25 protein-coding genes are annotated in these 22,412 nt (G+C 33.4%); all 25 read right to left on the reverse strand.

What is annotated here, in order from left to right; all coding sequences use genetic code 11:
* Positions 1-2: 2 nt before the first annotated feature.
* A complete protein-coding gene (locus NJT12_RS06550; RefSeq protein ID WP_271335083.1) occupies positions 3-1,520 on the reverse strand; it encodes a phytoene desaturase family protein in 1,518 nt (505 codons plus the stop codon).
* A 1-nt stretch (position 1,521) separates the two neighbouring features.
* Positions 1,522-5,202: a 1-acyl-sn-glycerol-3-phosphate acyltransferase gene (locus NJT12_RS06555; RefSeq protein WP_271335084.1), complete on the reverse strand. Its 3,681-nt coding sequence runs from the start codon at positions 5,200-5,202 to the stop codon at positions 1,522-1,524.
* Positions 5,203-5,350: 148 nt separating this feature from the next.
* The gene (locus NJT12_RS06560; RefSeq protein WP_271335085.1) at positions 5,351-6,538 is read right to left on the reverse strand and encodes a DUF2062 domain-containing protein; all 1,188 of its coding nucleotides are present in this window, start codon (positions 6,536-6,538) and stop codon (positions 5,351-5,353) included.
* A gap of 18 nt (positions 6,539-6,556) precedes the next feature.
* Positions 6,557-7,042 carry a hypothetical protein gene (locus NJT12_RS06565; RefSeq protein ID WP_271335086.1) on the reverse strand — a complete coding sequence of 162 codons (486 nt, stop codon included), beginning with the start codon at positions 7,040-7,042 and terminating at the stop codon, positions 6,557-6,559.
* Positions 7,043-7,044: 2 nt separating this feature from the next.
* A complete protein-coding gene (locus NJT12_RS06570; RefSeq protein WP_271335087.1) occupies positions 7,045-7,416 on the reverse strand; it encodes an ApeI family dehydratase in 372 nt (123 codons plus the stop codon).
* Positions 7,417-7,422: 6 nt separating this feature from the next.
* Positions 7,423-8,064 (reverse strand): outer membrane beta-barrel protein, encoded by a 642-nt coding sequence (locus NJT12_RS06575; protein ID WP_271335088.1) that lies wholly within the window; start codon positions 8,062-8,064, stop codon positions 7,423-7,425.
* 48 nt (positions 8,065-8,112) lie between these two features.
* Entirely contained in the window at positions 8,113-8,715 is a 603-nt protein-coding gene (locus tag NJT12_RS06580) for a porin family protein (RefSeq protein ID WP_271335089.1), read from the reverse strand.
* Between the two features lie 37 nt (positions 8,716-8,752).
* A complete protein-coding gene (lolB2, locus tag NJT12_RS06585; RefSeq protein WP_271335090.1) occupies positions 8,753-9,388 on the reverse strand; it encodes a flexirubin biosynthesis protein LolB2 in 636 nt (211 codons plus the stop codon).
* Positions 9,354-9,980 (reverse strand): flexirubin biosynthesis/transport protein LolA2, encoded by a 627-nt coding sequence (lolA2, locus tag NJT12_RS06590; protein WP_271335091.1) that lies wholly within the window; start codon positions 9,978-9,980, stop codon positions 9,354-9,356. The genes lolB2 and lolA2 overlap by 35 nt, the downstream gene beginning before the upstream one ends.
* Positions 9,981-10,058: 78 nt before the next feature.
* Positions 10,059-10,841: a polysaccharide deacetylase family protein gene (locus NJT12_RS06595; protein WP_271335092.1), complete on the reverse strand. Its 783-nt coding sequence runs from the start codon at positions 10,839-10,841 to the stop codon at positions 10,059-10,061.
* Positions 10,838-11,899, reverse strand: coding sequence for a beta-ketoacyl synthase N-terminal-like domain-containing protein (locus NJT12_RS06600; protein WP_271335093.1), 1,062 nt, complete (start codon positions 11,897-11,899; stop codon positions 10,838-10,840). Before NJT12_RS06600 ends, NJT12_RS06595 begins: the two co-directional genes overlap by 4 nt.
* A 1-nt stretch (position 11,900) precedes the next feature.
* The gene (locus NJT12_RS06605; RefSeq protein WP_271335094.1) at positions 11,901-13,100 is read right to left on the reverse strand and encodes a beta-ketoacyl-[acyl-carrier-protein] synthase family protein; all 1,200 of its coding nucleotides are present in this window, start codon (positions 13,098-13,100) and stop codon (positions 11,901-11,903) included.
* A 121-nt stretch (positions 13,101-13,221) separates the two neighbouring features.
* On the reverse strand, positions 13,222-13,479 hold the full coding sequence (locus NJT12_RS06610; protein ID WP_017496902.1) for a phosphopantetheine-binding protein: 258 nt from the start codon (positions 13,477-13,479) through the stop codon (positions 13,222-13,224).
* Positions 13,480-13,481: 2 nt separating this feature from the next.
* Positions 13,482-14,099, reverse strand: coding sequence for a beta-ketoacyl-[acyl-carrier-protein] synthase family protein (locus NJT12_RS06615; RefSeq protein WP_271335095.1), 618 nt, complete (start codon positions 14,097-14,099; stop codon positions 13,482-13,484).
* 92 nt (positions 14,100-14,191) lie between these two features.
* Positions 14,192-14,803 (reverse strand): hypothetical protein, encoded by a 612-nt coding sequence (locus tag NJT12_RS06620; RefSeq protein ID WP_271335096.1) that lies wholly within the window; start codon positions 14,801-14,803, stop codon positions 14,192-14,194.
* A 113-nt stretch (positions 14,804-14,916) separates the two neighbouring features.
* Positions 14,917-16,068: a beta-ketoacyl-[acyl-carrier-protein] synthase family protein gene (locus NJT12_RS06625; RefSeq protein WP_271335097.1), complete on the reverse strand. Its 1,152-nt coding sequence runs from the start codon at positions 16,066-16,068 to the stop codon at positions 14,917-14,919.
* A gap of 114 nt (positions 16,069-16,182) precedes the next feature.
* Positions 16,183-16,632, reverse strand: coding sequence for an acyl-CoA thioesterase (locus NJT12_RS06630; RefSeq protein WP_271335098.1), 450 nt, complete (start codon positions 16,630-16,632; stop codon positions 16,183-16,185).
* On the reverse strand, positions 16,607-17,896 hold the full coding sequence (locus NJT12_RS06635; RefSeq protein WP_271335099.1) for an ABC transporter permease: 1,290 nt from the start codon (positions 17,894-17,896) through the stop codon (positions 16,607-16,609). The genes NJT12_RS06630 and NJT12_RS06635 overlap by 26 nt, the downstream gene beginning before the upstream one ends.
* Complete coding sequence (locus NJT12_RS06640; RefSeq protein WP_271335140.1) at positions 17,886-18,584, reverse strand: ABC transporter ATP-binding protein; 699 nt, start codon at positions 18,582-18,584, stop codon at positions 17,886-17,888. Before NJT12_RS06640 ends, NJT12_RS06635 begins: the two co-directional genes overlap by 11 nt.
* Positions 18,585-18,645: 61 nt before the next feature.
* Complete coding sequence (darH, locus tag NJT12_RS06645; RefSeq protein ID WP_271335100.1) at positions 18,646-19,644, reverse strand: BtrH-related acyltransferase DarH; 999 nt, start codon at positions 19,642-19,644, stop codon at positions 18,646-18,648.
* Entirely contained in the window at positions 19,644-20,048 is a 405-nt protein-coding gene (gene DarG, locus NJT12_RS06650) for a flexirubin biosynthesis protein DarG (RefSeq protein WP_271335101.1), read from the reverse strand. The genes darH and DarG overlap by 1 nt, the downstream gene beginning before the upstream one ends.
* A gap of 15 nt (positions 20,049-20,063) precedes the next feature.
* Positions 20,064-20,372, reverse strand: a complete 309-nt coding sequence (locus NJT12_RS06655; protein WP_271335102.1) for a hypothetical protein — start codon at positions 20,370-20,372, stop codon at positions 20,064-20,066.
* A complete protein-coding gene (locus tag NJT12_RS06660; protein ID WP_271335141.1) occupies positions 20,373-20,831 on the reverse strand; it encodes a hotdog family protein in 459 nt (152 codons plus the stop codon).
* 8 nt (positions 20,832-20,839) lie between these two features.
* Complete coding sequence (locus tag NJT12_RS06665) at positions 20,840-21,271, reverse strand: hotdog family protein (RefSeq protein WP_271335103.1); 432 nt, start codon at positions 21,269-21,271, stop codon at positions 20,840-20,842.
* Positions 21,271-22,404, reverse strand: a complete 1,134-nt coding sequence (gene darB, locus NJT12_RS06670; RefSeq protein ID WP_271335104.1) for a dialkylresorcinol biosynthesis protein DarB — start codon at positions 22,402-22,404, stop codon at positions 21,271-21,273. The genes NJT12_RS06665 and darB overlap by 1 nt, the downstream gene beginning before the upstream one ends.
* Positions 22,405-22,412 lie beyond the last annotated feature (8 nt).

Raw genomic sequence — 22,412 nt, forward strand, 5'->3', positions numbered from 1 at the left:
ATTCATTCAGATGCCTGATTAATTTTTGTAACTAAATATTCTTTTCCAACAATTTCTGAGCAGGTTACAACAGCTCCAATTGTTACACCTAAAACCCCGTGCATATTAATACTTTGTCCGGTAAGATATAAATTATCCAGTTTGGTCTTAGAGGGAATTAAAGTTTTCATTGGATTGTTTGAGTCCTTTACATAACCGTACATATTTCCGTTATCTCCACCAATATAATCCCGATAGGAGAGTGGTGTCGAGGTATGAACAGATTGAATACATTCCTTTATATTTGGGAATTTTATCTCGATCTCATCTAAAAATTTAGCTGCTTTTCGGGATTTAAACTCTTCATAGCTTTCTCCACGATCATTTTTTTCTACTGTTGTATTAAAAGTTTCCATCCATGGTGCAACATCATCATATTTCATGTAGGTGATAAAAGTCATTCCTTCTGCCCATTCTTCCTGCTTTTTTGAGGCATTCATTGAGGCCATAAAAGCTTTTGGCCACGAATTTTCATCGTAATCATGAGAAGTCCAGACTTCAGAACTTTTCTTGAAATGATAGTGATTGTGATTGATGTATTTGAAGGTTTCCGGTTTAAAAACAATGTATAAACTAAACGCAGAAATAACACCTTCGAGACTTTGAACCCTGCTGTAAAATGATTTGCGGAAGTTTTCTTCACCCGCCATTTTTAGCGTAGTTTTTGGTTCTATGTTCGAGATAAAATAAGTGCCGGAAAGTTGAGTTCCGTCTTTCATCGCTACCGAAGTTACTTTTTTATCTTCTACATTAAAACGGATCACTTCTTTGTATTTATAAAACTCGCCACCGTGTTTTTTTAGCTGTTTCAGTAATTGCTTGGTAATCTGACTTCCGCCATTGACACATCGCCAGGAGCTTTGAATATAAGAGTTTACCGAAAGCGCGTGAACATAAAAAGGAGATTTATCAGCAATGCCGGCATACAAAAAATTAGAACCGGCCAGAATAGCTTTTAGTTTTTCATTTTGCGTACACTCGTCAATCGTTTCTTTGGCATTAAGACTTAAAATTTCGTTATCATATTTGCCATCCCATTCTAAATTATAAAGAGGGAAAGACTCACAAATCGTCTTTATTTTTTTGCAGTATTCCTCAATGTTAGCCTTTTCATCTGGGAAAAAATTCACTAATTGATTGGCAAAATTATCATAACCCTGTGCATGTGGATATTCGTTTTCATCATCTTCAAAGGAAATAACATCAAAACCATTTTCATCTAATTTTTTCAAATTAAGATGATCCATAATACCCAAATATTTAAAATACTGATATAAATTTTGTCCTTCTCCTAAACCTCCGATGTAATGAATTCCAGTGTCAAAAATGGTTTTGTCCCGAACAAAAGTCTGCAAATTTCCACCGTACTGATTGTTTTTTTCAAGTACACAAACACTATATCCTTCTTTAGCCAAGATAATTGCCGAGACCAATCCGCCTAAACCACTGCCTGTAATTACTACATCGTATTGTTCCTTCATCTTAATTTTTCTTTAATACGATTATAGAATTATCCTCTGAAACAAATTCAAAACCAAGGTTAATTATTGATTCTTTAAGGCTTGAACTATTAATTAAGATAATGCAGGAAGTTATAGAAACGACTTTTTCAAGATCATCTTTATAATTTTCATCAGAAATTAAAACAGCATCATATTGATTTTCTAAAGTAAGTTCAATAGTATCCGGATAGGAGATCTTTCTCTTTTTAAGGAAATAATTCGTTTTGGCAACTTCACGTTTCTCTTCATCAGAATTATACGAAACTATTTTTCGTTGAGGTTCTTGTAACGTTAATAAAACGTCTAATTGCCCGTAATCATTTGATAAATGCACTATTTTAGCTTTCGTCGAAATATGCTTACTCAGATGGTAATACGTCTCCATATTATTTTTTAAATCATTTTTGACGCTTTTGATAATTTCATTTTCTTTGTAATCATAACTATGAATAAGCATTTTTTTGAAATAATCAGGACCTTCTAATTGCTGACGTACTTTCTGAAATTCAGTTTTAAAATAGGTACTTAATTTTTTGGTTCTTTCGACATAATTTTTTCCAAAAGAAAGATTATCGGGAGCAATTCTTTCTAAAACAGAAAGCGTAAGATAACTGTGATGAATGACAAAATCGCCTTTCGGAATCGCTTCTGAAGCGCCGTGAATTAAAACCGGAACAATGTCTAAATTAAATTCCTCAGCCAGATAGAAAGCACCTTTATGAAAACGCTTGATCTGATTGCTCTCTGATCTTGTTCCTTCCGGAAAAATCATAAGTGAGTATCCTTCTTTTACTTTTTGACGCAAATGTTCGACTCCGCCTTCGATACCTTCAGAAACCGGATAAAAGCCTGCTTTTCTAACCGTCCCGCCAAAAATAGGAGAGTTGTAAACCCAATCATTTACCAGGAATATAATTTTAGGACTCAACATTCCCATCGCCAGAATATCGATAAACGAGGAATGGTTGGCAATAATGATAGCGGGTTTTTCGAAATGTTCATTAAAGTTATTGATGATTTTTTTATGAATAAACGGATTCGAATACAATACGGATTTCATAAATTTTGAAATGCAATAACGAAATGCTTTCATTTTTGTTTTTTCCTTTACAGGAAGAATCGGCATAATCGTAATACTAAAAAGTGACATCAAAATTCCGCCAAGTCCGTAATAAGTAAACGAGATAATACCATGAATAAATGTTCGCAATACAAAAGGTGCATTTCCTTTTTTAGCACGATTCGAAATAAATAGTTTAAATAAGATAGGGTAGAAGATGAATGTAATAATCAACGCTGCAAAAACCCCAATCAAAGAAACAGACGATATCGATCTCAAAGCCGGGTGACGTGCAAAAATCATCGCGCCAATTCCTAAAATGGTCGTTATTACAGCAAGAATTATTGAAGTCCTGTAAATCGCAATTTCATTTTTTCCCGTAGTATATTCTTTTTGAAGTGCGCTTGTCATGAAAATACTAAAATCGACACCATGACCAAAAATAAGTGTACAAACAATCATGCTGAAAATGTTCATCTGAATACCAAAGATTCCCATAATTCCAGCTGTGACAATTCCCGTTAAAGCAATTGGGATACAACTTACAATTACCAGTTCGAGTCTTCTGAAAAAGAAAAAAAGAATCAGAATCACGGCAACAAATGAATAATTAACAAGAGAGTTAAAATCGGTTTTCAGCGTACTAAAAAATGTTTCATTCATTTGCTGACGGTCAATCGCAATCACATTATTTTTAGCTGAAGCTGATTTTACAAAAGCATCTCTTTGTTCCGGCGTTACCCTTACTAAAGTTGAGATCGTGAAGAAACCATTTTTTTCGGTTACAAATTCTTTCAGTTGTAAGGCTTGAACTTTTAGGTATTCTTGTGCCGAAATGGGTTTGAAATCATAATCTAAATGATCATAAAAAATTGAATACGTTGTAGGTTTAAATCCTAGTTTTGAACCTTCGGCAATTAATTCAGATTTTAAAATTTGTTTTTTATGAGCATCCCAAAACGAATTCCATTTATCAATTTTTTGTTGTTGCTGTTTTTGCGAAAGCATAATGCCGCCAACTGAACTAAAATTTAATATTTTGTTTGTTTGTTTTTCTTTTGATAAATCGGCAAAAAGCTGAGAGTTGTTTTGCAAAACTTCTTCCATACTTTTTCCATAGGAAGCAACATAAATGGTTTTTTCAGTTAAGCTGGTGCTTTCTTCCAGATCTTTTTCAGCTGCTTTGATTTCTTTTGGAACAAAATTCAATTGTGATAAATCGTTATTGAAGCCAACATTGTTATAAGTGAAGCAGCAAATAATGGTGATTATAACACAAAAGCCAATCAGATATTTATTGTTGTGAAACGAGAAATGAGCCAATTTATCGATCGCATTTTTCTTGTGATCAAAATTGTTTTCTTTTGGTTTATACAAGTGAGGCACAATCAAAAGCGAGAAAATACCCGTTACCATAACAATTACCGCAGCAAAAATCCCTAGATCATTTAAGGCGTCTGATTTTACAAATAGCAAACATAAAAAGGCAACAGCTGTTGTTGAGCTGCTCATAATAACCGGCATCGTAATGTCTTTGTACAAGGTTTTTACGTCACTATTGTGTTTGTAATGCGTGAGTATATGTATCGAATAATCGATTGTGATTCCTAATAAAATAGAACCAATGCCTAATGAAATGGCTGAGATTTGTTCTTTGACAAGATATAAAAATGCTACTGCGAACAAAGCACCAAAAACAGTTGGAAGAAAAATAATCAAAGGAATCCATACTTTTCGATAGAATAAAATCAAAATCAACATTAGCGTAATCATCGCAATTGTTGTCGTTAAGATAATATCGCTTTTGATTTGGTTGGCATTTGCAACGGCAATCAAAGCCGAACCAAAATAACTAATAGACGTTTTGCTTTTGAATTTTTGATTTAAATTATCCTGAATCGATTTTAGTTTATTAGCAAAAATGGTATTCTTTTCTGTTTCGCTCGAAGGAAGATTTGAGGTAATAAAAAGCAACAATTTCTTTTTGTCTTTCGTCATTACAAAACCATTGTTGAGCGTAAAATCGTCACCAATATTTAGTTGTTGTAATTTTTTCAGAGCGATAAACGAAATCCCAAGCGGATCCTGCAATATAAAATCTTTGGTTACAAATCCTGATGGAGAAATAATCGATTTGTAATTTCCCTGAACCGTTGCGGCAATACTATCTTTTTCGAGTTTATTCTGAATAGCAGTGTAATCTTTGTTCTCTAAAAAAAGAGGCAGATTATTGTAAACAAAATCGATAGTTTCCTGAATGTTTTCTTCGTCAATTTTTCCCTGAATTCCTGTTACGTAAGGTTTGCAGGATTTGGCCACGCTATCTGAGAAAATAGTTGCCATTTCTTTTAGATCTTCTTCGGTTCCGTTTTTTTCGAGTTTGAAAATAACGGTTGTTTTATCAGCAAAGTTAAGTTGTTTCAAAACTTTTGCTGTAACATCAGATTTATCGTTTGTTGGAATAAGTTTGGTAATGTCTTCTTCAAATTTAATTCGGGAAGCAAAAAAGCCGAAAGCGACTAACATCAAAATGGCCAATACAACCGATAAAGTTTTTCGTCGGTTTACAAATAAGTGAATGGCGTAGAAGTATTGATGCATAATTATTTATTATTGTTTTTTGCTGTAGTTTTTTTTCGCCGCGAATTTCACGAATTTACACTAATTAATTCGTGAAAATTTGTGCAATTCGTGGCAACTTGACATAGATTGTAAAATTATTTTAATCGGTTTAATCTGTGGCAAAACGTTACGTAATATTCGTTTTATTCTTAGCACTAAAAGCGGTTAAAAGTAAATAACTTATAAGACCAAATGTCAGCGCCAAAACGGATGCTAAAATAAGACTTCCGACGATATATTGGGTAGCATTTTTTTGAATATCATTCAATGTGACCGAACTATCTAAAACCAGTGGTGCGTCATTGGAAACAAAAAAGCTTCCCATTTTTAAAGAACCGTAGATAACGAAAGGGATAAAAGGCGGAAAACTCACATTCGAGGCCAGATAAGCAATGACTTTATTGAGCCTGAATAAAGCAGCAAAAGTAAAAAGCAAAACGGTTTGAAATCCCCAAAAAGGAGAGATTCCAATAAAAACGCCCAAAGCAATCGCCGCAGATTTTTTAAAATTAGAATCAGAACTTTCTAAAATGTCTTCAAGAAAGAATTTTTTAAACCCTTTTTTTTTTGCTCTTCTAAAAAAATCTCGGGGTTTGATGTACAATAATGCATTGATCACCAAAACAGTGTTTAGAATACTGATTCGGGTAAAATCCTTAAACGGACGAAAATGTGAAACACGTTCTGCAGGATCATACAAAATCTGAATCGGAATGTTTTTGACTACAATACCTTTCCAGGCAGAACGAACAATTACCTCAATTTCGAACTCAAATTTATTGGTATAAAATTGTTTTGGAATCAATCGCAAAGGATACAATCGAAATCCGGATTGGGTATCATCCAGTTTAATTCCGGTTTCGAACTTAAACCAGAAATTTGAAAATGTATTCCCAAAACTACTTTTCCGGGGTACATTTTCCTGTGTCATATTCCTGCTTCCAATTAAAAGGGAATTTGGCTCATCTTGAATAGTGGAAATAAAATGGGGAATATCAGAAGCGAAATGCTGTCCATCAGAATCAATTGTGATGGCGTACTCGAAATTCATTTCGATTGCTTTTCTAAAACCATTTCGGAGCGCCCTTCCTTTTCCTATATTTTTAGGATGATGAATTTGGGTAAGCTCCGAATATTGCTTTAAAATTTCGTTTGTTGTATCTGTTGAACCATCATTGACGATGATTATATTAGAAGTAAAATCTAAAATAGAATCCAGCACTTTTTTCAACGTTTTGTGATTATTGTAAGTTGGCACAATAACACAAAAATTGGTTGAATTAAGTAATTCTTGCTGAGACAGGTTTGGTTGCATTGGGATTTTTTTCTTTGCCTACTTCACAAATTGCTTCTCTTTTTCAGAGAAACTTTTCGATTGCAAAACAAAGTCTTTTATGTATTCTTTCAAAACACCGGTTTGTGCAGCGTAATGATCGGTGATGAATTTTTTATCTTCTTTTATGTTCTTTTTATAGCCGGTAATTCCGGGAACATCTTCCTGAATACTCAATCGAATCATTCTGATTTCGATATTGTTCGGATCGCTTTTTAAAGTAGCTTCAAGCAATTTTGCGCCTTCTTTGAAACGAGAGATTTTACTTCCTATAAGATTTTCAAATTTCGAATCTACCAAAATAGAAGCCGCTTTATAAGCCACTAAAATTTTCTCATCGTTATTTGAAATTGCGGAAAGTTTTTCTGTAAATTCTTTAGCGTTTGCTTCTGATTTTGCAACATCAGGATAAATTTTTCTGATAGTGGCCAAATCTGGAGTTCCGGCAAAATTGACCCAAAGAAGTAATGATAATAGTAATTTCATAGTTATAGTTTTTTATACATGTTGCTTAATTTCAGAGCAACAGTGTCGTTAAAATATGTGGTGTTTTTCACCTTTACCAAATCATCTTCTGTGGTTGTAACGTCAAGCTCCAGACGTAATTCGGGATTTGTTTCCGGATTAATCAATGCCATGAATTTTACGTTTGTAAGAGTTTGAATCATCAAAGTACTTTTTGTAATAGATTCTGTAAGTTCTTTGATAATTTGAATCATGCAAACGCCCGGCATAATTGGGTTTCCTGGAAAATGACCTTTAAAAACCTCATGATTGGCATTAACTAATATACGAATATTATATTTAGCATCTCCTGTTTTTTCTTCAGAAATTACTTTGTAAAAGTCTTTTAATACCATAATTTTTTATTTTACTTTGAAAGTATAAGCGGCTCCAAATTGAAAAACCAAATTATTATTATTTGTAGAATCAGCATAATAATTGGTAAAAGCATTCGTAAAACCTTTTTTTACTCTTGCTTCAAATGCAATACCATTTTTTAAACTGTAACCTAATCCTGCAATCATTCCCAAATCAATATCATCACCTTTATTAAAATTGTAATCTTTTGCTTTAGGGTTTGCTTTAATATCGTCAGCAACTAAAATATCAAAAAAAGGTCCGGCTAAAACATAAAAGTTTTCACTAAAATTAAATTTATTTATGGTAATTGCCGAAATATACTGTAATGAGGCATTTACAGTTCCGCTATCATATGTAGTGCTGTAAGTATTAGTCTGCGGATTGTAATTGCTTGTGCTTCCCATACTCGCAGTTCCTTTTGCTCCTTGTCTTGAGTAGGTTATTTCAGGTTGAAGCGTATAAAATCCGGAAAGTTTTAAGGCTCCAAAAGCACCTATATAAAAATCTGTTTTGCTGTCAAGTTCTGATTTTGTTAATTTTGATAAATTTAATCCGGCATGAATTCCTGGTCTAAAAGTAACTTGAGCATTTGATTTGAAAATCCCTATTACTATCAGAAGAGTAATTGCAATTTGTTTGTTCATCTTTGTTTGTATGGTCTTAAGGTTAGTTTAAATTAAAATAGTTAAGATTTATTTTACTTTAAAAGTGTAACTAATACCTATCTGGAAAACCTGATTCAGGATAAAATCGTTGTAGCGATAACCATTATCATTATCAACTCCGTCGTAACCATAAATATCAATTAAACCTTGTTTTAATCTTGCTTCAAACGTTAATCCGTTTGGCAATGTATATCCAACACCACCAACAATGGCAAGGTCAAAATTTTCAGGATTACTGTTGATATAATTGTCAGAAATTTTTAAATCAAAAGACGGTCCTCCTAAAATGTGAAAACCTTTACCACCAATGTTAAATTTTGCAACAGCACCTAGCGTTAAGTAGTTTAATTCATAATTTACATAACGATCACTATAGCCGTTTCCAAAAAATTCTCTTCCTTCATCGCCTTGTCTTGAATACGTTATCTCAGGCTGTAACGAAAAATATTTATTAAATTTAATGTTCACTAATCCACCAATATAAAAATCTGCTTTAGATCGATTATCATCAATATTCGTTAAAGTTGATAAATTCAGACCTCCACGAAGTCCCGGACTAACCGTTACCTGTGCAGTCGATGTTATGATACCAATAAATAAAACAAAGACAATTACGGTTATTTTTTTCATTTTGGTTTGATTTTAAGTTTATGATTCGATTAAAATTTTATTCTGATTTGAAATAATTCAGCTCAATTTTCAACTTAATATTCTGATGAATAATCTGAATTTTCTCGGCAAAAATATTGTTTTCTGAACTAAATATCAGTGTAAAATTTTCTTTTGTTTTAGAAGAATGAACGACTTTCTCTAATTTATGATCTTTTTTCGAGATAAAGAGATAGTTATCACGTTTGCCGTCTTTCGATTTATAGATTTCATCTGAGTCATTCTCAAATTGTTCCTGAACCAGATATTCTTTTTTTAGCAGTAAACGAAAATCTTCTTTCAAAGTATTGACGAGGATCTTTCGATCTAATTCTGATACAATCGAATTGACTTTGAAACTGTTGTCAGAGATCTCAAAATCCAGCAATTTATTACCAAATTCAGTTGTAAAAACGATTCTATGTACTGTGTCATTTATTTTTTTAGCAATAAAAATTCCGCTAATTTCATTTCCGTAGACTGTGATATTGGTTTTATAAACATAATCTGTTTTTGAATCTGAGAAATAGGGAACCTCATAAGATGTTTTGTCTAATTTTTTAGGGATGTAATTTTTTGTGACAGAGCCACAAGAAATTAAAACAATCGCCAGAAAGCAATTAATTAGTGAAAATTGAATCGTCGATTTTTGCATTGATCACTTTGTTTTTAAGTACAATTCGGGTATAGTCTTCAGATGATTCTAATAATTTTACTTGAACCACCGTTGCTTCATCTTTGTCAAAAGTGAGTTCAATTTGTTTGATGTATTTTTTTAGCGTTGCATCTTTCGGAACAAATTTCGCCAAATTTTGTCCCTTTATTTTAAAGTACGAAATCGTAAATGCTGCATCGTCGAACATATTTCCGCTCACGCTTCCAACGATTAATTTATTGATACGGCCAAAGATTTTGCTGTTGCCAATATCAACCGCGCTTTTCTTTCCTTCGTCATTGATCAGGATTTTTCCGTTTTTAAAAACGATACTATAATTGTATGGTTTTTTATATTGCCATTGTAAAAGACCAGGTTCTTTAAAAATCATTTTACCCGAAGTTTCAATGTCTTTCGATAAAAAATCCAAATGTTTGTATTGTACAAAATCAGTACTTAAGGTTTTGATTTTTTTCGAAACCACATTTACATCCTGCTTGAAAGCTGCAATTTCAGCATCCGTCATTTTTTGTTCCTGAGCAAACAAATTGCCTGAAATAAATAGAATTAGTAGGGCTATTTTAGTTTTCATAGATTGTTATAAGGTGTTTAGCAAGACCTAACAGGTTTTTAAAACCTGTTAGGTCTAACCTGATGAGTTCCTGTTCTATTAGCGTTCAATTCCATAAGCATTAAGATTCAAAAGTTCTTCGATTGAAATCACTTTGTAATTGTTTTGTTGCAAAAATTGCAAAAACTGTTCCAATACCAAAACCGAGTGTGATGCGGTATCATGCAAAAGTACGATTCCGCCGGGAGAAACACGTTTTATAATGCGATTGAAAATCAATTCCTTATTTTTTGTTCCTCCATCAAGCGACCGAATATTCCAGCCAATTACTTTATGTCCGGTTATTTTCAATGCTCGCCTGATCGAAGGCGTTGTAACTCCATAAGGCGGACGAAAGAAATTTATTTTTCCAGAAGTAAATCTTTCCAGAAGCTGATCTGTTTTTTCAATTTCTTCTTTGATCGTTTCAGCATTATAAAAATCAAAAAATTTAGAATGACTGTACGAATGATTTCCAACCAAATGTCCGTCAGCAATAATTTGTTTTAAGATTTCAGGATGCGCTTCAATATTTTTTCCAATGCAAAAAAAAATCGCTTTTACATCGTATTTTTTTAATAGATCTAAAACTTCTAAAGTAAAAATACTTGGTCCGTCATCAAAAGTAATGGCAATTTTCTTTTCTGTTTCTGAGGAATTATTGCAGTAAGCTTTTACATGATAATCAGAAGAAATTCGGGAAGAGCCAATGGCGTTAATTCCCAGCCAAATCAAAACAATTGCGATAAACCATAACCAGCTAATTGCTGTATAAAAGTTCAGAAGAACGAGTAAAAGCAATAAAAAGAGAAAGAATAACGAAATGTTTTTATGCGTTATCATTTTGATATCAACGTAAAACTATGGTTTTTACCATTCAATTGATTGTACAATAAAAGGGTATTATAAACTGGTTTTTCGACCGAATTTACTTTTATGATTTCAGGAATTTCCTGAGTTTTAATAATTTTAGAAGCCATCCATAAAGCAAAAGCAGAAGCAGTATCGTATTCACCACTTAAATGTTTATAATATAATTGAGGTATTTCTGCGAAAGCATTTTCAGCAAGATTTCTATAATAGTTTTCGAAATCTGCATTTCCGTCAAAACCTAAAACTAAAGCATCTAGATCTGAAATTTCTAAATTATTAGCTTTCAAAAAGGATTTAATTTCTGCCTCAATTTCATTTTCTTCCAGTGTATTTACAATAGCAATATCCAGAATTTCAGCATATGTATTGTCTTTTCTTTCATTTTCTAAAACAAAAAAACTGGCACCTTCTCCGTAAACAGCACCACTTGTTGTAGAATTCAAAAGATCATAAGGCGCTAAATTATCAGCTTTGATACGTCCGTTTAATTTGAAAAGGGCAGTAGTATAATCGCCATTTTCATCAACTCCCCCAATTAAAACAGATTGGGCTTCGTCTTCTTCGATTTGCATTTTAGCATCTAAAAGAGCCGATTCAAAAGAAACAGCGCCATTTACATACGTAAAATTATAACCTTTACATTGCTGCAACAAAGCGATTTGAGCACCAACAGTATTATGCGTAGATTGAATAAAAGAAGTTGGTGTGAGATATTCTTCGTTATTATCCAGAATACTTTTTAGGAATTTTTCAGAATCTTCGATACATCCTAAACCGGTTCCGGTAATAATTGCATCAACATTTTCGATGTTTGCATCTTTCAGAGCAAGGGCCGAAGCAACGATTCCGTTTTTCACGCCTTTTGCCATTCTTCTGCTTGCTGCCGGAGAAATATAATCTTTGTAAACAGGAGGAACGATTGCTAATACATTTTGATTATGATTGACAACGGCTTCTTCTAAAAAAACAGTATCAAATGTTTTTTGAGTCGAAATACAGCCTACTCCATTTATATATGTTCTTTTCATTTTAGCTTTTTGAAAATATAAGGGTAGAACAATTTCCTCCAAAACCAAAAGAGTTGGATAAAACGTGTTCGATGTTTTTATTTTTTAAGGAAGTTTGAGGTTGTAAATCAAATTCTTCCATCTGATTTTCGAAATTCAAATTCGGGTAAACCACATTATTCTGAATTGCCAAAACACTGTAAACAGCTTCAATGGCCGCCGCTGCTGCCAAAGTATGTCCTGTAAAAGGTTTCGTTGAACTAAAATCAGGAACTTTTTCATCCTGATAAATTCTCTTTAAAGCTCTTCCTTCAGATAAATCATTGTTTGGCGTTGCCGTTCCGTGTACATTAATGTAATCTATTTGCGAAGGTTTTAAACCTGAAATATCAAAAGCTTTTTTCATTGCTAAATAAGCACCATCTCCGTTTTCTGAAGATGCAGTTTGATGAAAAGCATCATTTGCATTTCCGTAACCAGAGACACGAGCCAGTACTTTTTTGTTTTGTCTCGCCACAATTTCATCTGATTCTAAAACCAAATATGCTGCTGCTTCGCCAAGGTTTAATCCCTTGCGTTCGTTGTCAAACGGTTTGTTGAAATCGTCTGATAAAATCATCAAAGCTTTAAATCCGTTAATGGTGAATTTTGCCAAACCATCAGCTCCGCCCACAATTACACGATCTAATTTTCCGGTTTTAATTAATCTGGCACCCAGCATAATCGCGTTTGCTGCAGAGGAACAAGCCGTACTAATTGTTGTAACGATTCCTTTTAAACCCAATTCCTCGGCAATTTTTTCTGCAACATCGCCGCCATCGTGACAAGTAATGTATTTAATAAGTTCCGGATGTGTGAAATAATCGTAATAGTGTCTTTCAGTCATGTCCATTCCGCCCACACTTGTAGCCGAAATAAGTCCGGTTCTGAATTCGTTTATCGATGTAATTCCTGCATTTTCAACAGCTTGTTTGGCTGCCAAAGTACCAATCATTGCCGTTCTTGAAAAGTTATTATCTTCTGTAAGTTGTAATTCTTCAACCAATTCTTCATTGGTTTTTTTGATTTCTCCTACCTTAATAACATCCGCATGAATTGTCGAAATATTTGTGATACGGGAAATGCCAATGTTATTTTCGATCAACGAAATATAATTTTCTTCGACTGAATTTCCAATCGAAGAGATGATTCCCATTCCCGTTATTGCAACACCTTTACTCATTAATTTTAGAGTTTTGATTTTAGATTGTAGATTCCAAAACTTTGTCAAAGTTTCAAACTTTGACAAAGTTGTACACCATTTGCGAAAACCTGTTTAACCTGTTTGATCCGCAGGCAGAAATCTATTTTGTTCTGTTAGCGCTAATATAAGCTGCCATAGTTTCGATCGACTGAAAAATGGTTTTTCCTTCTTTGGGATCTACCAATTTAATTCCGTAATCTTTATCTAAAATCACGATTAATTCAAGCGCATCAATCGAGTCTAAACCTAAACCATCTCCAAACAAAGGATCGTTATCAGCAATATCTTCAATTGCGATATCTTCAAGGTTTAAAGTAGTAATGATTTTGTTTTTTAATTCTTCTTTTAATGCTTCCATGATTATTTATTATATAATGTATTGATATTTTCGTTTTTATATTTTGCGCTTTCTTCTTTGCTAATGGTGCAAAGAAAAGCCTTGTAATTATCATTAAAAAATTCTACCCAACCGCAAAGAACTATATCTGCCTTATTCGTATTCAGAAGAATATCCGAGTAGTTCGACATAAATTCAGTGTTAAAGGCGTCAAATATAAAGAAAGAATTTTCACTTTTCAGCTGATGGCGGATACTTATTTCGCCCAAACATATATTTGGGAGCGTATAAACGAAAACTGCAGGACTCGGAAAGTAGTTTTCTTTGTCTGAAATCGATTCTTGGTATTTAACATCAGTATCTAAACTTGAGGATTTATTGGCTAAAACCAAAGCGATATTGTTTTCAGTTTCTAAAGAAGTTATCGGACTCAAAAGCAATTCGGATCCAAGAAAAGCCAGTTTACTCAAAGCATCCATTTTGAAAAATTTCGGATATTGAATGTCAAAATTACGATAGGCTTGTTTAGAGAAATCCCCAAAATCTGTTGGTTCTATTTTGAATACAGAAGTTCCGTTCAAAACAATTTCGTTGTTTTGAATGGTGATATAATCGTGTATATATGTTTTGTTTTGAGTCATTTATTTAATTTAACACTAATTCCACAAATTAGCACGGATTGGTTTGGGTTTAAATTACACTAATTACTCTGTGAAAATTAGTATCTTCTTTTTTAGGAAACCCAAGTATCAACAATATTCGTAATATGCCATTCTCCAGATTTGTTTTCAATTGTAATCTCAAATCCTCTTCCGCATTTTCCTCCCCCACATGAAGCTTTGGCAGATAAAACTCCATATGTCCTCGTTTCATTGAAATGAATTTTATAAACTTTAATAGTGCCAACTGGCATTTTGCTTTTTTTATCATTTATGTCCCAATATATTTCCTCAGGAAATTTAGAAGCATATTGAAAATTAAACTTTTTGTTATTTTTGAATGGAGTCAAATCAAATTTATCATCATTGATTCCATTGCTTACTACAAAATCATAGACACTGATTAAAATTCGTTTTTTGTAATTTTTAATACTGTCTTGTTCTATCTGATATCTTTTTAATTTATCATGATAACCAATAGTATCTTCTTTATTAGTCTTAAAATCTAGCCTTGGCATCGGAGGCGGTTCCAGAGTTCTTCTATCCATATAAATAGAATCTACAATTTCGACAAAGACACTATTCATAACGTCTTTTTCAAAATCCGATTCAGATACTTCTTTCTTTTTGCATCCAAAAGATGAAAGAAGAACTAGTGTTATAAATATGAATTTTGATAATTTCATTTTACTTCAAAAATTTGAACTTTCAAGATTTCCTTGTAAGTTCGATTTTTTCATTTGAACTGTTCGGAATTTTCGAACAGTTCAAACTTTATTTATATTTTAATCCGTGAAAATTAGTGCAATTCGTGTTTAACTTTTTCAAAAACAACAGCCGTATTACAACCTCCAAAACCAGAAGCTGTCTTCAAAAAATAATCAATGTTTCTTTCTTCATTTTTTTCAATAACATTAATCGATTCACTAACCCCAATTTCATCAAAACCTTTCGATTCAAAAAGCATATTTTGGTTTACTGATTCTATTGCAATTACGGTTTCTAATAATCCTGAAGCGCCTAATGTATGACCGTAAAAACCTTTTAAACTATTTATGGGAACATTTTGTAAACTTAAACGGTTTAATGCAATGGCTTCCATTTCGTCATTGAATGGTGTTGCCGTTCCGTGTGCTGAAATAAAATCAAGTTTATTACCATCTATTTGAGATTCTTTTAAAGCATTCTGAATACTTCTGAACAAACCTTCGCCTGTTCTTGACGGACCCGAAATATGATTGGCGTCGTTTATCGAACTGTCTCCAATTACTTTTATTTTAGCAGTTGCAGGATTCGCCGAAAGTAAAACTGCTGCCGTTGCTTCGCCTAAACTGACTCCGGTTCTGTTTTTAGAATAGGGTTTACAAGGCAAATCGCTCATTGCCTGAAATGAATTAAATCCAGATAAAACAAATTCTGAAACTTCATCTCCGGCAACTACAAAAATGTTGTCGTACAATTCAGACTGAATCATTCTCTTAGCAACCGAGACGGCCAAAATTCCGGAAACGCAAGCATTCGAAACCACAATAGGTTGTGTTTTGAACCCGAAGAAATCGGCAACATTTCGAGCTAAAACATCTAAATGAGCATTATTGAAATTGTCGCCTGAAGCATCTTTTAACGCCGTAATATTTCCTTTTGTAGTCGAAAGTATAAAGGTAGTTTTCGAATTTAATTCAACTCCCGAATTTTTGATAATGGGCTCTAAAGCCAGAATCATCATTTTTTCTAAACGTGAATATTTTGTTTCAGTGCTGATTTTTTCAAAAGCACTGTTTATTTTTTCATTAGAAATAATTGAAGCATAAAATGAATTTGGCATTAAAGAAATATCATTATGCAATTGAATACCGGAATCACCAAGAAGAATTGCTTCGACATTCGATTGAACATCAAATCCTAAAGGTGTGATACAATTGGTTTCGGTGATATATACTTCTCTTATCATTTTATCTTTTTTGATGGGTGAAAAATGGCCCACAGATTGTACGGATTAAACTGGTTTGCACGGATTTTTTTTTAATTTTAATTCGTGAAAATTGGTGTAATTCGTGTTTGTCTTTTATTTTAATAATCCCACTTTTCGTTTCCACTCTTCGTAGAAAGGAGGATTGGTAAGCATTAAATTTCCGTCGCCATCTAAAAAAACCTGAACGGTTTCTCCTGTGCAGGCAACTTCGCCTTTTGCATCTAATATTCTAAAACGATAAATCATTTTGGCAGCTGGAGTATCTACAACCGTTGTTTCTATGGTTACAACATCTCCGTAACGTAAAGATAATTTATGTTCGCATTTTGATTTTACAATTGGCGTTGTATAACCTGTATTACCAATATCGAGATAGGTAAGTCCGTGTTGACGCCCAAAAGCTTCTCGTCCATCCTCAAAATAGGTAATATAGTTACCATGCCAAACGATTCCAAGCGGATCAGTTTCGTTAAAACGGATTCTGATTTCGTGAGAAACGGTTAAGTCAGTGGCTTCGTTATACTGTTCTTTTCTTTTTGTCATAAAATAAGGCAATAGATGTTGTGATAATAAAGAACAAAAATAACAAACTTATTTTTGGGATGATTTCAAGGAAAGAAACGTTGCGTAATAAAACATCATAGAAAGCTTCTAATCCCCAATTCATAGGTGATGATTTAGCGATATACTGCATGACAGTTGGCATTGCAAAAACTGGAACCCAAACACCGCCAACGGCAGCCAGAATAAGTACGCTTGTTGCACCAAACGGAGCCGATTGTTCTTGTGTATTGGCAACGGTTCCTAATAAAATTCCGAAACCGATGGCAGCAAAACCTGAAAACAAAGCGACAATACTCATTAAGAATAGATGTCCCTCGATGTTTAAAGAAGGCAAACCAATATGTGGAAATAAAAACACTGCTACAGCAACCATCATATAAAACTGAATCATACAAATGGCTGAATATGTAATGGTTTTACCAATAATCACTACTAAATTAGAAACCGGATTGGTCAATAATCGAACAAATGTTCCTTGTGATTTTTCTTTTACAATATTAATAGACAACGGAATCACGATAAAAAATATCGCAAAAAGTGTCCATGCCGGAACGTTATGCTGTACTGAGTTTGGACGAACTTCTTTGTTGTTAATTCTTGGGATTATTTCTTTGAAAGTAATGAAACTCTTTTGATCGAATTCAACAGTTCCTTCTCCCAATTGATTTTGAAAAGTCGTATAAATTGATTTGGTTTCGATTTGAGAAATCATTTTATCAATCGAATTCATCACGGCATTTTTGAAACTCATCTGAACCGCCGGATCAAAATACAGTTTTACTTCTTTTTCTTTGATTACTTTAGGTTTTTCAGTTTGAGCTGTACTATCTGTTTCTGTTAAGCCCATTTTGCTCACAATGTTCTGGACATTCTGATCGATTTTGGTTTGTAAATCGACACTTAGATTTTTCGGAATTATAATCGCTAATTGAAATTTTCCTTTGTAGACGGCTTCTTTAGCTACTTCTTCCGTAATTACTTTATTGTCGATTTGCGTAACAACGCTAAATAAATTGCTTTTTTCAAGGTTATCAAAAACTGTTTTAGAAACAGAACCATTGTCATTATCAACCAATAAAATTGGAATTTTATTATCGCTGATAGTTTTAAAAGTACTGTCCTGAATTAAAGTTACCGTGATTACAAGTACCAACGGCATGATAAACAGAATGATTAATCCGCCTAAATCTCGTTTAAGCAAGAGAAATTCTTTTACTACGGACATCCAAATTTTATTGACCATCTCTAAAATCTTTACCGGTTAATGAAATAAAAACTTCTTCAAGATTACGTGCTTCATCTGTCGAGTCTATTAAACTTGATGGCGTTCCTTGTGCATAAATTCTGCCTCGGTCCAGAATGGCAATATGGGTACAAAAATCTTCGGCTTCAGCCAAATGATGTGACGTATATATAATTGTAGTTCCGTTTTGGTTGAGAACTTTCAAATAATCTATAATAGCGTTTTTAGACTGAACATCAACGCCAACAGTTGGTTCATCTAAAAATAAAACTTTAGGATTGTGCAGAATTCCGGCAATCAAATTGACTCTGCGTTTCATTCCGCCTGAAAAAGTTTCAATGCGTTTGTCTGCGAATTTTAGTAAACCCAAAAGATCTAAAGTTTCAACGACTTTATCTTTTAAGTAAGCGCCCTTTAAACCGTACATACTCCCAAAATAATGTAAATTTTCTCTTGCGGTCAAAGTAGGGTATAAGGCATATTCCTGAGGAACAACGCCAATGATCTTTTTGATTTTAGAAGAATGATTGGTGTAGTTCAGATCATCAATTGTAAAATGTCCTGAGGTTGGTTTGATCAATCCGCAAAGCATGGAAATTAATGTTGTTTTTCCGGCACCATTTGGACCTAATAATCCAAAAATCTGTCCTTCGTTTATCTCCAGCGAAACATCGTTCAAAGAATACATGTCAGCATCTTTGTACTTTTTCGAAAGGGATTCTATTTTTATAATGGGTTTCAAAATATATTTAGCTAATCGCTTTTTTTAGTTTTTTGAAAAAGATTTCTTCTCTATTGGCAATGCTCAAAAGTTCATCGGCAATGGCATTGTAAGCATCTTCTTTGGCGCTTCTGTTTTTATAAATTCGGGAAGCTTCAACAGCAAAATCACGCCATGAATCTCCAATCTGAGTCATTTCTTTAGAAAGTGCTTTTAGTTCTTCATTGTTTAAAATAACCGAAGCTTCTTGTAAAAAAGCAGCATATATAAAACGGAAACCTCCGCCTCCGGTTCCTATTTCTTCCTGCATGCGGACCATTTGCGCCAAATAATGATTGGCTTTTTTGGTGCCGTGTTTTACAGGCCATTTACGAATTTGTCTCGATACGAATTTTATTCCGCGTACACCAACAATTGGCATTGGTGCCAGCATATCGCGACAGGTATTTTTGATTCCTTTGATGATCGCACTTTTCAAATCAACATTTTCAGGAATCTGAATCGGGTAATACATTTGCCCTCGTGGCGCAAAAGCACCTTTGGCAAAACGTACTTTGTCTAATTCGTCATGTGTTAAAGTCGTAACCGTTTCCATAACGGGATCGCTGACCAAATAATCGGTTTCAGTTTTTCCGTAAACAACTAAATTGTGTGCATTAAAATGAAAGCGATATTCATCAGGAAAATAACTCAAATGATACACTCCAACTTGTAATCCGGTTGGAATATTATTTTTTAAATTTTCATCTAAAGCTTTGTTTGCATTTACTGTAGAGGAGAATTTTTGTCTTTTTATTTTTAGATTCAAACGACTTGCCAATTTATTAAAAATTTGTCCTGGCAAAGTTCTGTAGCTAATTGCTGGTGCATGATTTACTTTTAGAAAAGGTAAATACACGAAGAAAAGTCCGGAGCCAATACCAAAAACCATAGGTTCGCTGATGTTGAGTCCGCTGTTTTTTAACAAATTCGAAGCTACTCCATTCTCACAATGAGCGGCTTGATGATGTGTAAAATTAGTTTGCATTAATCTGTTTTAATATTTTTTAATTCAGCTACCGAAATCTCAAAAGCATCGGCATATTTTTGTAAAATGGTATTGCTTAGTTTGGCAAAAACAGTTGGTTTAAAATGTCTTTTTACACGCCATTTCCACATTCCAACATAACTCGACAAAATAGTAAGATCCATTTTAGAGAGCTCCATATAATAACAAATAGGGCTTACTTCTCCAATTTGAACTTGCATTTTTGCTTCAGCAATTCGTTCGTTTATTTCGTCTATTGAATTGGATAGTGCGATGCTTTTAGGTTCCCAACCGGTACTTAAAGTTGTAGTATATTCTCCGTTTTCATCGGTAGCATACAAAAGTTCTTTAACGTTGTTTTTTGTTAAGTTGCTTTTGTCTTGTGGTACTTTTTCTTTTTCCATTTCATTATTAATTTATTAGATACATACGGCTAATGCGATACATAAACTAATTATTAAAAACCCCAGATTTGTGAAGGCTAAATTTTGTTTTTTCTTCACAAATAAATAAATCATTTCTATGAGCATTCCCAAACAAAATGCCTGGATTGCCATGAATTCCATAATAAAGAATCCTAAACCATTATCAAAATGTTTGTGATCGTCTCCGTGACAATGTTTATGACGATCAACGGTAAGATACCAAAGTAAAAAAACAGATCCGACCAGAAGAACTAAAATCACAATCCGGATTAATAAATGCAAAATGATTTTTTTAGCATTCATTTACACCGAAGCTGTCTTCTGGATGAACAAATTAATCTCGCATTCTAAAAGTAACTTATGTCCCCATATACTTTCGCATTTCATTGTACACAAGGTATAATCGTCACCTGTGAATTTTGAAACCAAAGTTGCTTTGGTAATAATCGTATCGCCTACTTTTGGAAGCAAATGTATTTTAAGATTTTTTATTGCACTAATGAAACCCAATACATTTACGTTTTCGTTTTCTGTTCCGTCTTCATCAAAAAAATACTTTTTGCCTACAATAGCAGAACAGGTTTGCGCTGTGTTTTCGATTAGACCTGCTTCTATAAAAACGTTATTGTCAATAAAAACATTGTCTTTTTTTATCAGGAAGGTCGTTTCTACGAAGTTAGCGTCTATATCCAAAATTAAATCCACCATAAGCATTGGAGCTCGGTGGGGAAGGTAATTTTGTATATCAACTCCGGTTTTCATTTCTGCTATCATTTTGCTAAAACAGTTTTCATTTGTCCGTTGGCAATTTCTTCGTTGTTTAGAGTAGTTACAATATCAACCAGTGTAATTCCGGCAAATTCCTGTAAAATTGTTACCGTCGATTGAATTGTATCATTAATTTTTGGCAATTTTTTAATCACAATTTCTTTGATTGAACCTATATATCCCGTTGGGGCTATTTCGTTTTTTAAGAAAAATTGATAACCTGTGTGCAAAGCCACAGATTGCGCCATATGTTCTATTAAACCTGCTTCTAAAAAAGTATCGTTGTCAAAAAAAAAAGTATCGTTTTGAATTTTAAAACCTGAAACTAATGAAGTTTCAGTATATGAATACATTTGATCTACCATAACAAAAGGAAACTTTTGCGGCAATAAATTTTCAACAGCTTCTTTTTCTAAAAGTAAAGTTGTTTCCATTAGCAAACAGTTAAATAAGCATATGCAAAAGAGAATCTTCCACTTTCAGGAACAGATAGCAGTATACGATCTCCTTTTTTTAAATTTCCTGAATTCATCAATTCTTCAACAGCTAAATAGATAGAGGCAGAGCCTACATTTCCTACTCTTGAAAGATTCATGAACCATTTTTCATCAGCCATTCCGATTCCTTTCTCGCTTAATCCTTTTTTTAATCCTTCGACAAAAAAGTTAGAAGAAACGTGAGGAATAAAATAATCAACCTGATCTGACGTAATATTATTTTTAGACATGGCATCGCTCATACTTTCAGCTCCTTTAGAAAGAATAAATTCATCCAGTAATTTCACATCTTGTTTAATCGCAAAAACGGATTGGTTTAGCCATTGTTCCGGAGGATAATCGCTCCATGCTTTAATTTCTCCATTTTCTAATTTATCACCACCGGCATACATGCAGGTTTCTAATTCGTAAGCATACGAAAAAGCTTCCATCCATTCGATTTTTAAAGAAATATCACCACTTGGTTTATTTTCTAATAAAAATGCACCGGCTCCGTCAGATAACATCCAACGTAAAAAATCTTTTTTGAAGGCAATAATAGGCTGCTCTTCAAGACTTTTTAGATTTGCTGCTTCATGATTGTACATTTGAGCATTCAGCCAGGTCGAAACTCTTTCGGACCCTGTGCAAACTGCATTTTTAGAGTTTCCTGATTTTACAGACAGAAAACCAAATTTTAATGAATTCATTCCGGCACAGCAAACACCAGTTGATGAATTTAATTCTACCGATTTATTTTTTAATAATCCATGTACCATCGCTGCGTGCGAAGGCAAGAAAATATCAGGTGTTGAGGTTCCGCAGGAAAGCACTTCAAGATCTTGTGCGGTAAAGTTATCGTCAAATAATTGCACAATAGCATTTCGGGTCAATTCAGCATTGTTATGCGTGCTTTTTCCGTTTTTGTCTATGGCGTAATAACGGGTTAAAATTTTATTATTGCGCAAGATAATACGCCTTGCTTTAGAGGCAGCATCATTAATAAGACCTAAATAATCTTCCATTTCGTCATTAGAAACAGCTTCATTTGGCAAATACTTTGCGGCTTTGGTAATATATACTTCAAACATAATCTAAT

Origin of the sequence: Flavobacterium azizsancarii (assembly GCF_027980145.1) — a bacterium.
GTDB lineage: Bacteria > Bacteroidota > Bacteroidia > Flavobacteriales > Flavobacteriaceae > Flavobacterium > Flavobacterium azizsancarii.

Excerpts from the sequence above, each read along its gene's own strand:
- NJT12_RS06605 (WP_271335094.1), bottom strand. The coding sequence starts at position 13,100 with ATGAGTAAAGGTGTTGCAATAACGGGAATGGGAATCATCTCTTCGATT.
- NJT12_RS06665 (WP_271335103.1), bottom strand. The coding sequence starts at position 21,271 with ATGGAAACAACTTTACTTTTAGAAAAAGAAGCTGTTGAAAATTTATTG.
- NJT12_RS06630 (WP_271335098.1), bottom strand. The coding sequence starts at position 16,632 with ATGACAAAAAGAAAAGAACAGTATAACGAAGCCACTGACTTAACCGTT.
- darB (WP_271335104.1), bottom strand. The coding sequence starts at position 22,404 with ATGTTTGAAGTATATATTACCAAAGCCGCAAAGTATTTGCCAAATGAA.
- NJT12_RS06565 (WP_271335086.1), bottom strand. The coding sequence starts at position 7,042 with ATGAAATTACTATTATCATTACTTCTTTGGGTCAATTTTGCCGGAACT.
- NJT12_RS06595 (WP_271335092.1), bottom strand. The coding sequence starts at position 10,841 with ATGATAACGCATAAAAACATTTCGTTATTCTTTCTCTTTTTATTGCTT.
- darH (WP_271335100.1), bottom strand. The coding sequence starts at position 19,644 with ATGCAAACTAATTTTACACATCATCAAGCCGCTCATTGTGAGAATGGA.
- lolB2 (WP_271335090.1), bottom strand. The coding sequence starts at position 9,388 with ATGCAAAAATCGACGATTCAATTTTCACTAATTAATTGCTTTCTGGCG.
- NJT12_RS06570 (WP_271335087.1), bottom strand. The coding sequence starts at position 7,416 with ATGGTATTAAAAGACTTTTACAAAGTAATTTCTGAAGAAAAAACAGGA.
- NJT12_RS06640 (WP_271335140.1), bottom strand. The coding sequence starts at position 18,584 with ATGTATTCTTTGAACGATGTTTCGCTGGAGATAAACGAAGGACAGATT.
- lolA2 (WP_271335091.1), bottom strand. The coding sequence starts at position 9,980 with ATGAAAACTAAAATAGCCCTACTAATTCTATTTATTTCAGGCAATTTG.
- NJT12_RS06560 (WP_271335085.1), bottom strand. The coding sequence starts at position 6,538 with ATGCAACCAAACCTGTCTCAGCAAGAATTACTTAATTCAACCAATTTT.
- NJT12_RS06610 (WP_017496902.1), bottom strand. The coding sequence starts at position 13,479 with ATGGAAGCATTAAAAGAAGAATTAAAAAACAAAATCATTACTACTTTA.
- NJT12_RS06600 (WP_271335093.1), bottom strand. The coding sequence starts at position 11,899 with ATGAAAAGAACATATATAAATGGAGTAGGCTGTATTTCGACTCAAAAA.
- NJT12_RS06625 (WP_271335097.1), bottom strand. The coding sequence starts at position 16,068 with ATGATAAGAGAAGTATATATCACCGAAACCAATTGTATCACACCTTTA.
- NJT12_RS06555 (WP_271335084.1), bottom strand. The coding sequence starts at position 5,202 with ATGCATCAATACTTCTACGCCATTCACTTATTTGTAAACCGACGAAAA.
- NJT12_RS06575 (WP_271335088.1), bottom strand. The coding sequence starts at position 8,064 with ATGAACAAACAAATTGCAATTACTCTTCTGATAGTAATAGGGATTTTC.
- NJT12_RS06660 (WP_271335141.1), bottom strand. The coding sequence starts at position 20,831 with ATGAAAACCGGAGTTGATATACAAAATTACCTTCCCCACCGAGCTCCA.
- DarG (WP_271335101.1), bottom strand. The coding sequence starts at position 20,048 with ATGGAAAAAGAAAAAGTACCACAAGACAAAAGCAACTTAACAAAAAAC.
- NJT12_RS06580 (WP_271335089.1), bottom strand. The coding sequence starts at position 8,715 with ATGAAAAAAATAACCGTAATTGTCTTTGTTTTATTTATTGGTATCATA.
- NJT12_RS06655 (WP_271335102.1), bottom strand. The coding sequence starts at position 20,372 with ATGAATGCTAAAAAAATCATTTTGCATTTATTAATCCGGATTGTGATT.
- NJT12_RS06635 (WP_271335099.1), bottom strand. The coding sequence starts at position 17,896 with ATGGTCAATAAAATTTGGATGTCCGTAGTAAAAGAATTTCTCTTGCTT.
- NJT12_RS06620 (WP_271335096.1), bottom strand. The coding sequence starts at position 14,803 with ATGAAATTATCAAAATTCATATTTATAACACTAGTTCTTCTTTCATCT.
- NJT12_RS06550 (WP_271335083.1), bottom strand. The coding sequence starts at position 1,520 with ATGAAGGAACAATACGATGTAGTAATTACAGGCAGTGGTTTAGGCGGA.
- NJT12_RS06615 (WP_271335095.1), bottom strand. The coding sequence starts at position 14,099 with ATGACTCAAAACAAAACATATATACACGATTATATCACCATTCAAAAC.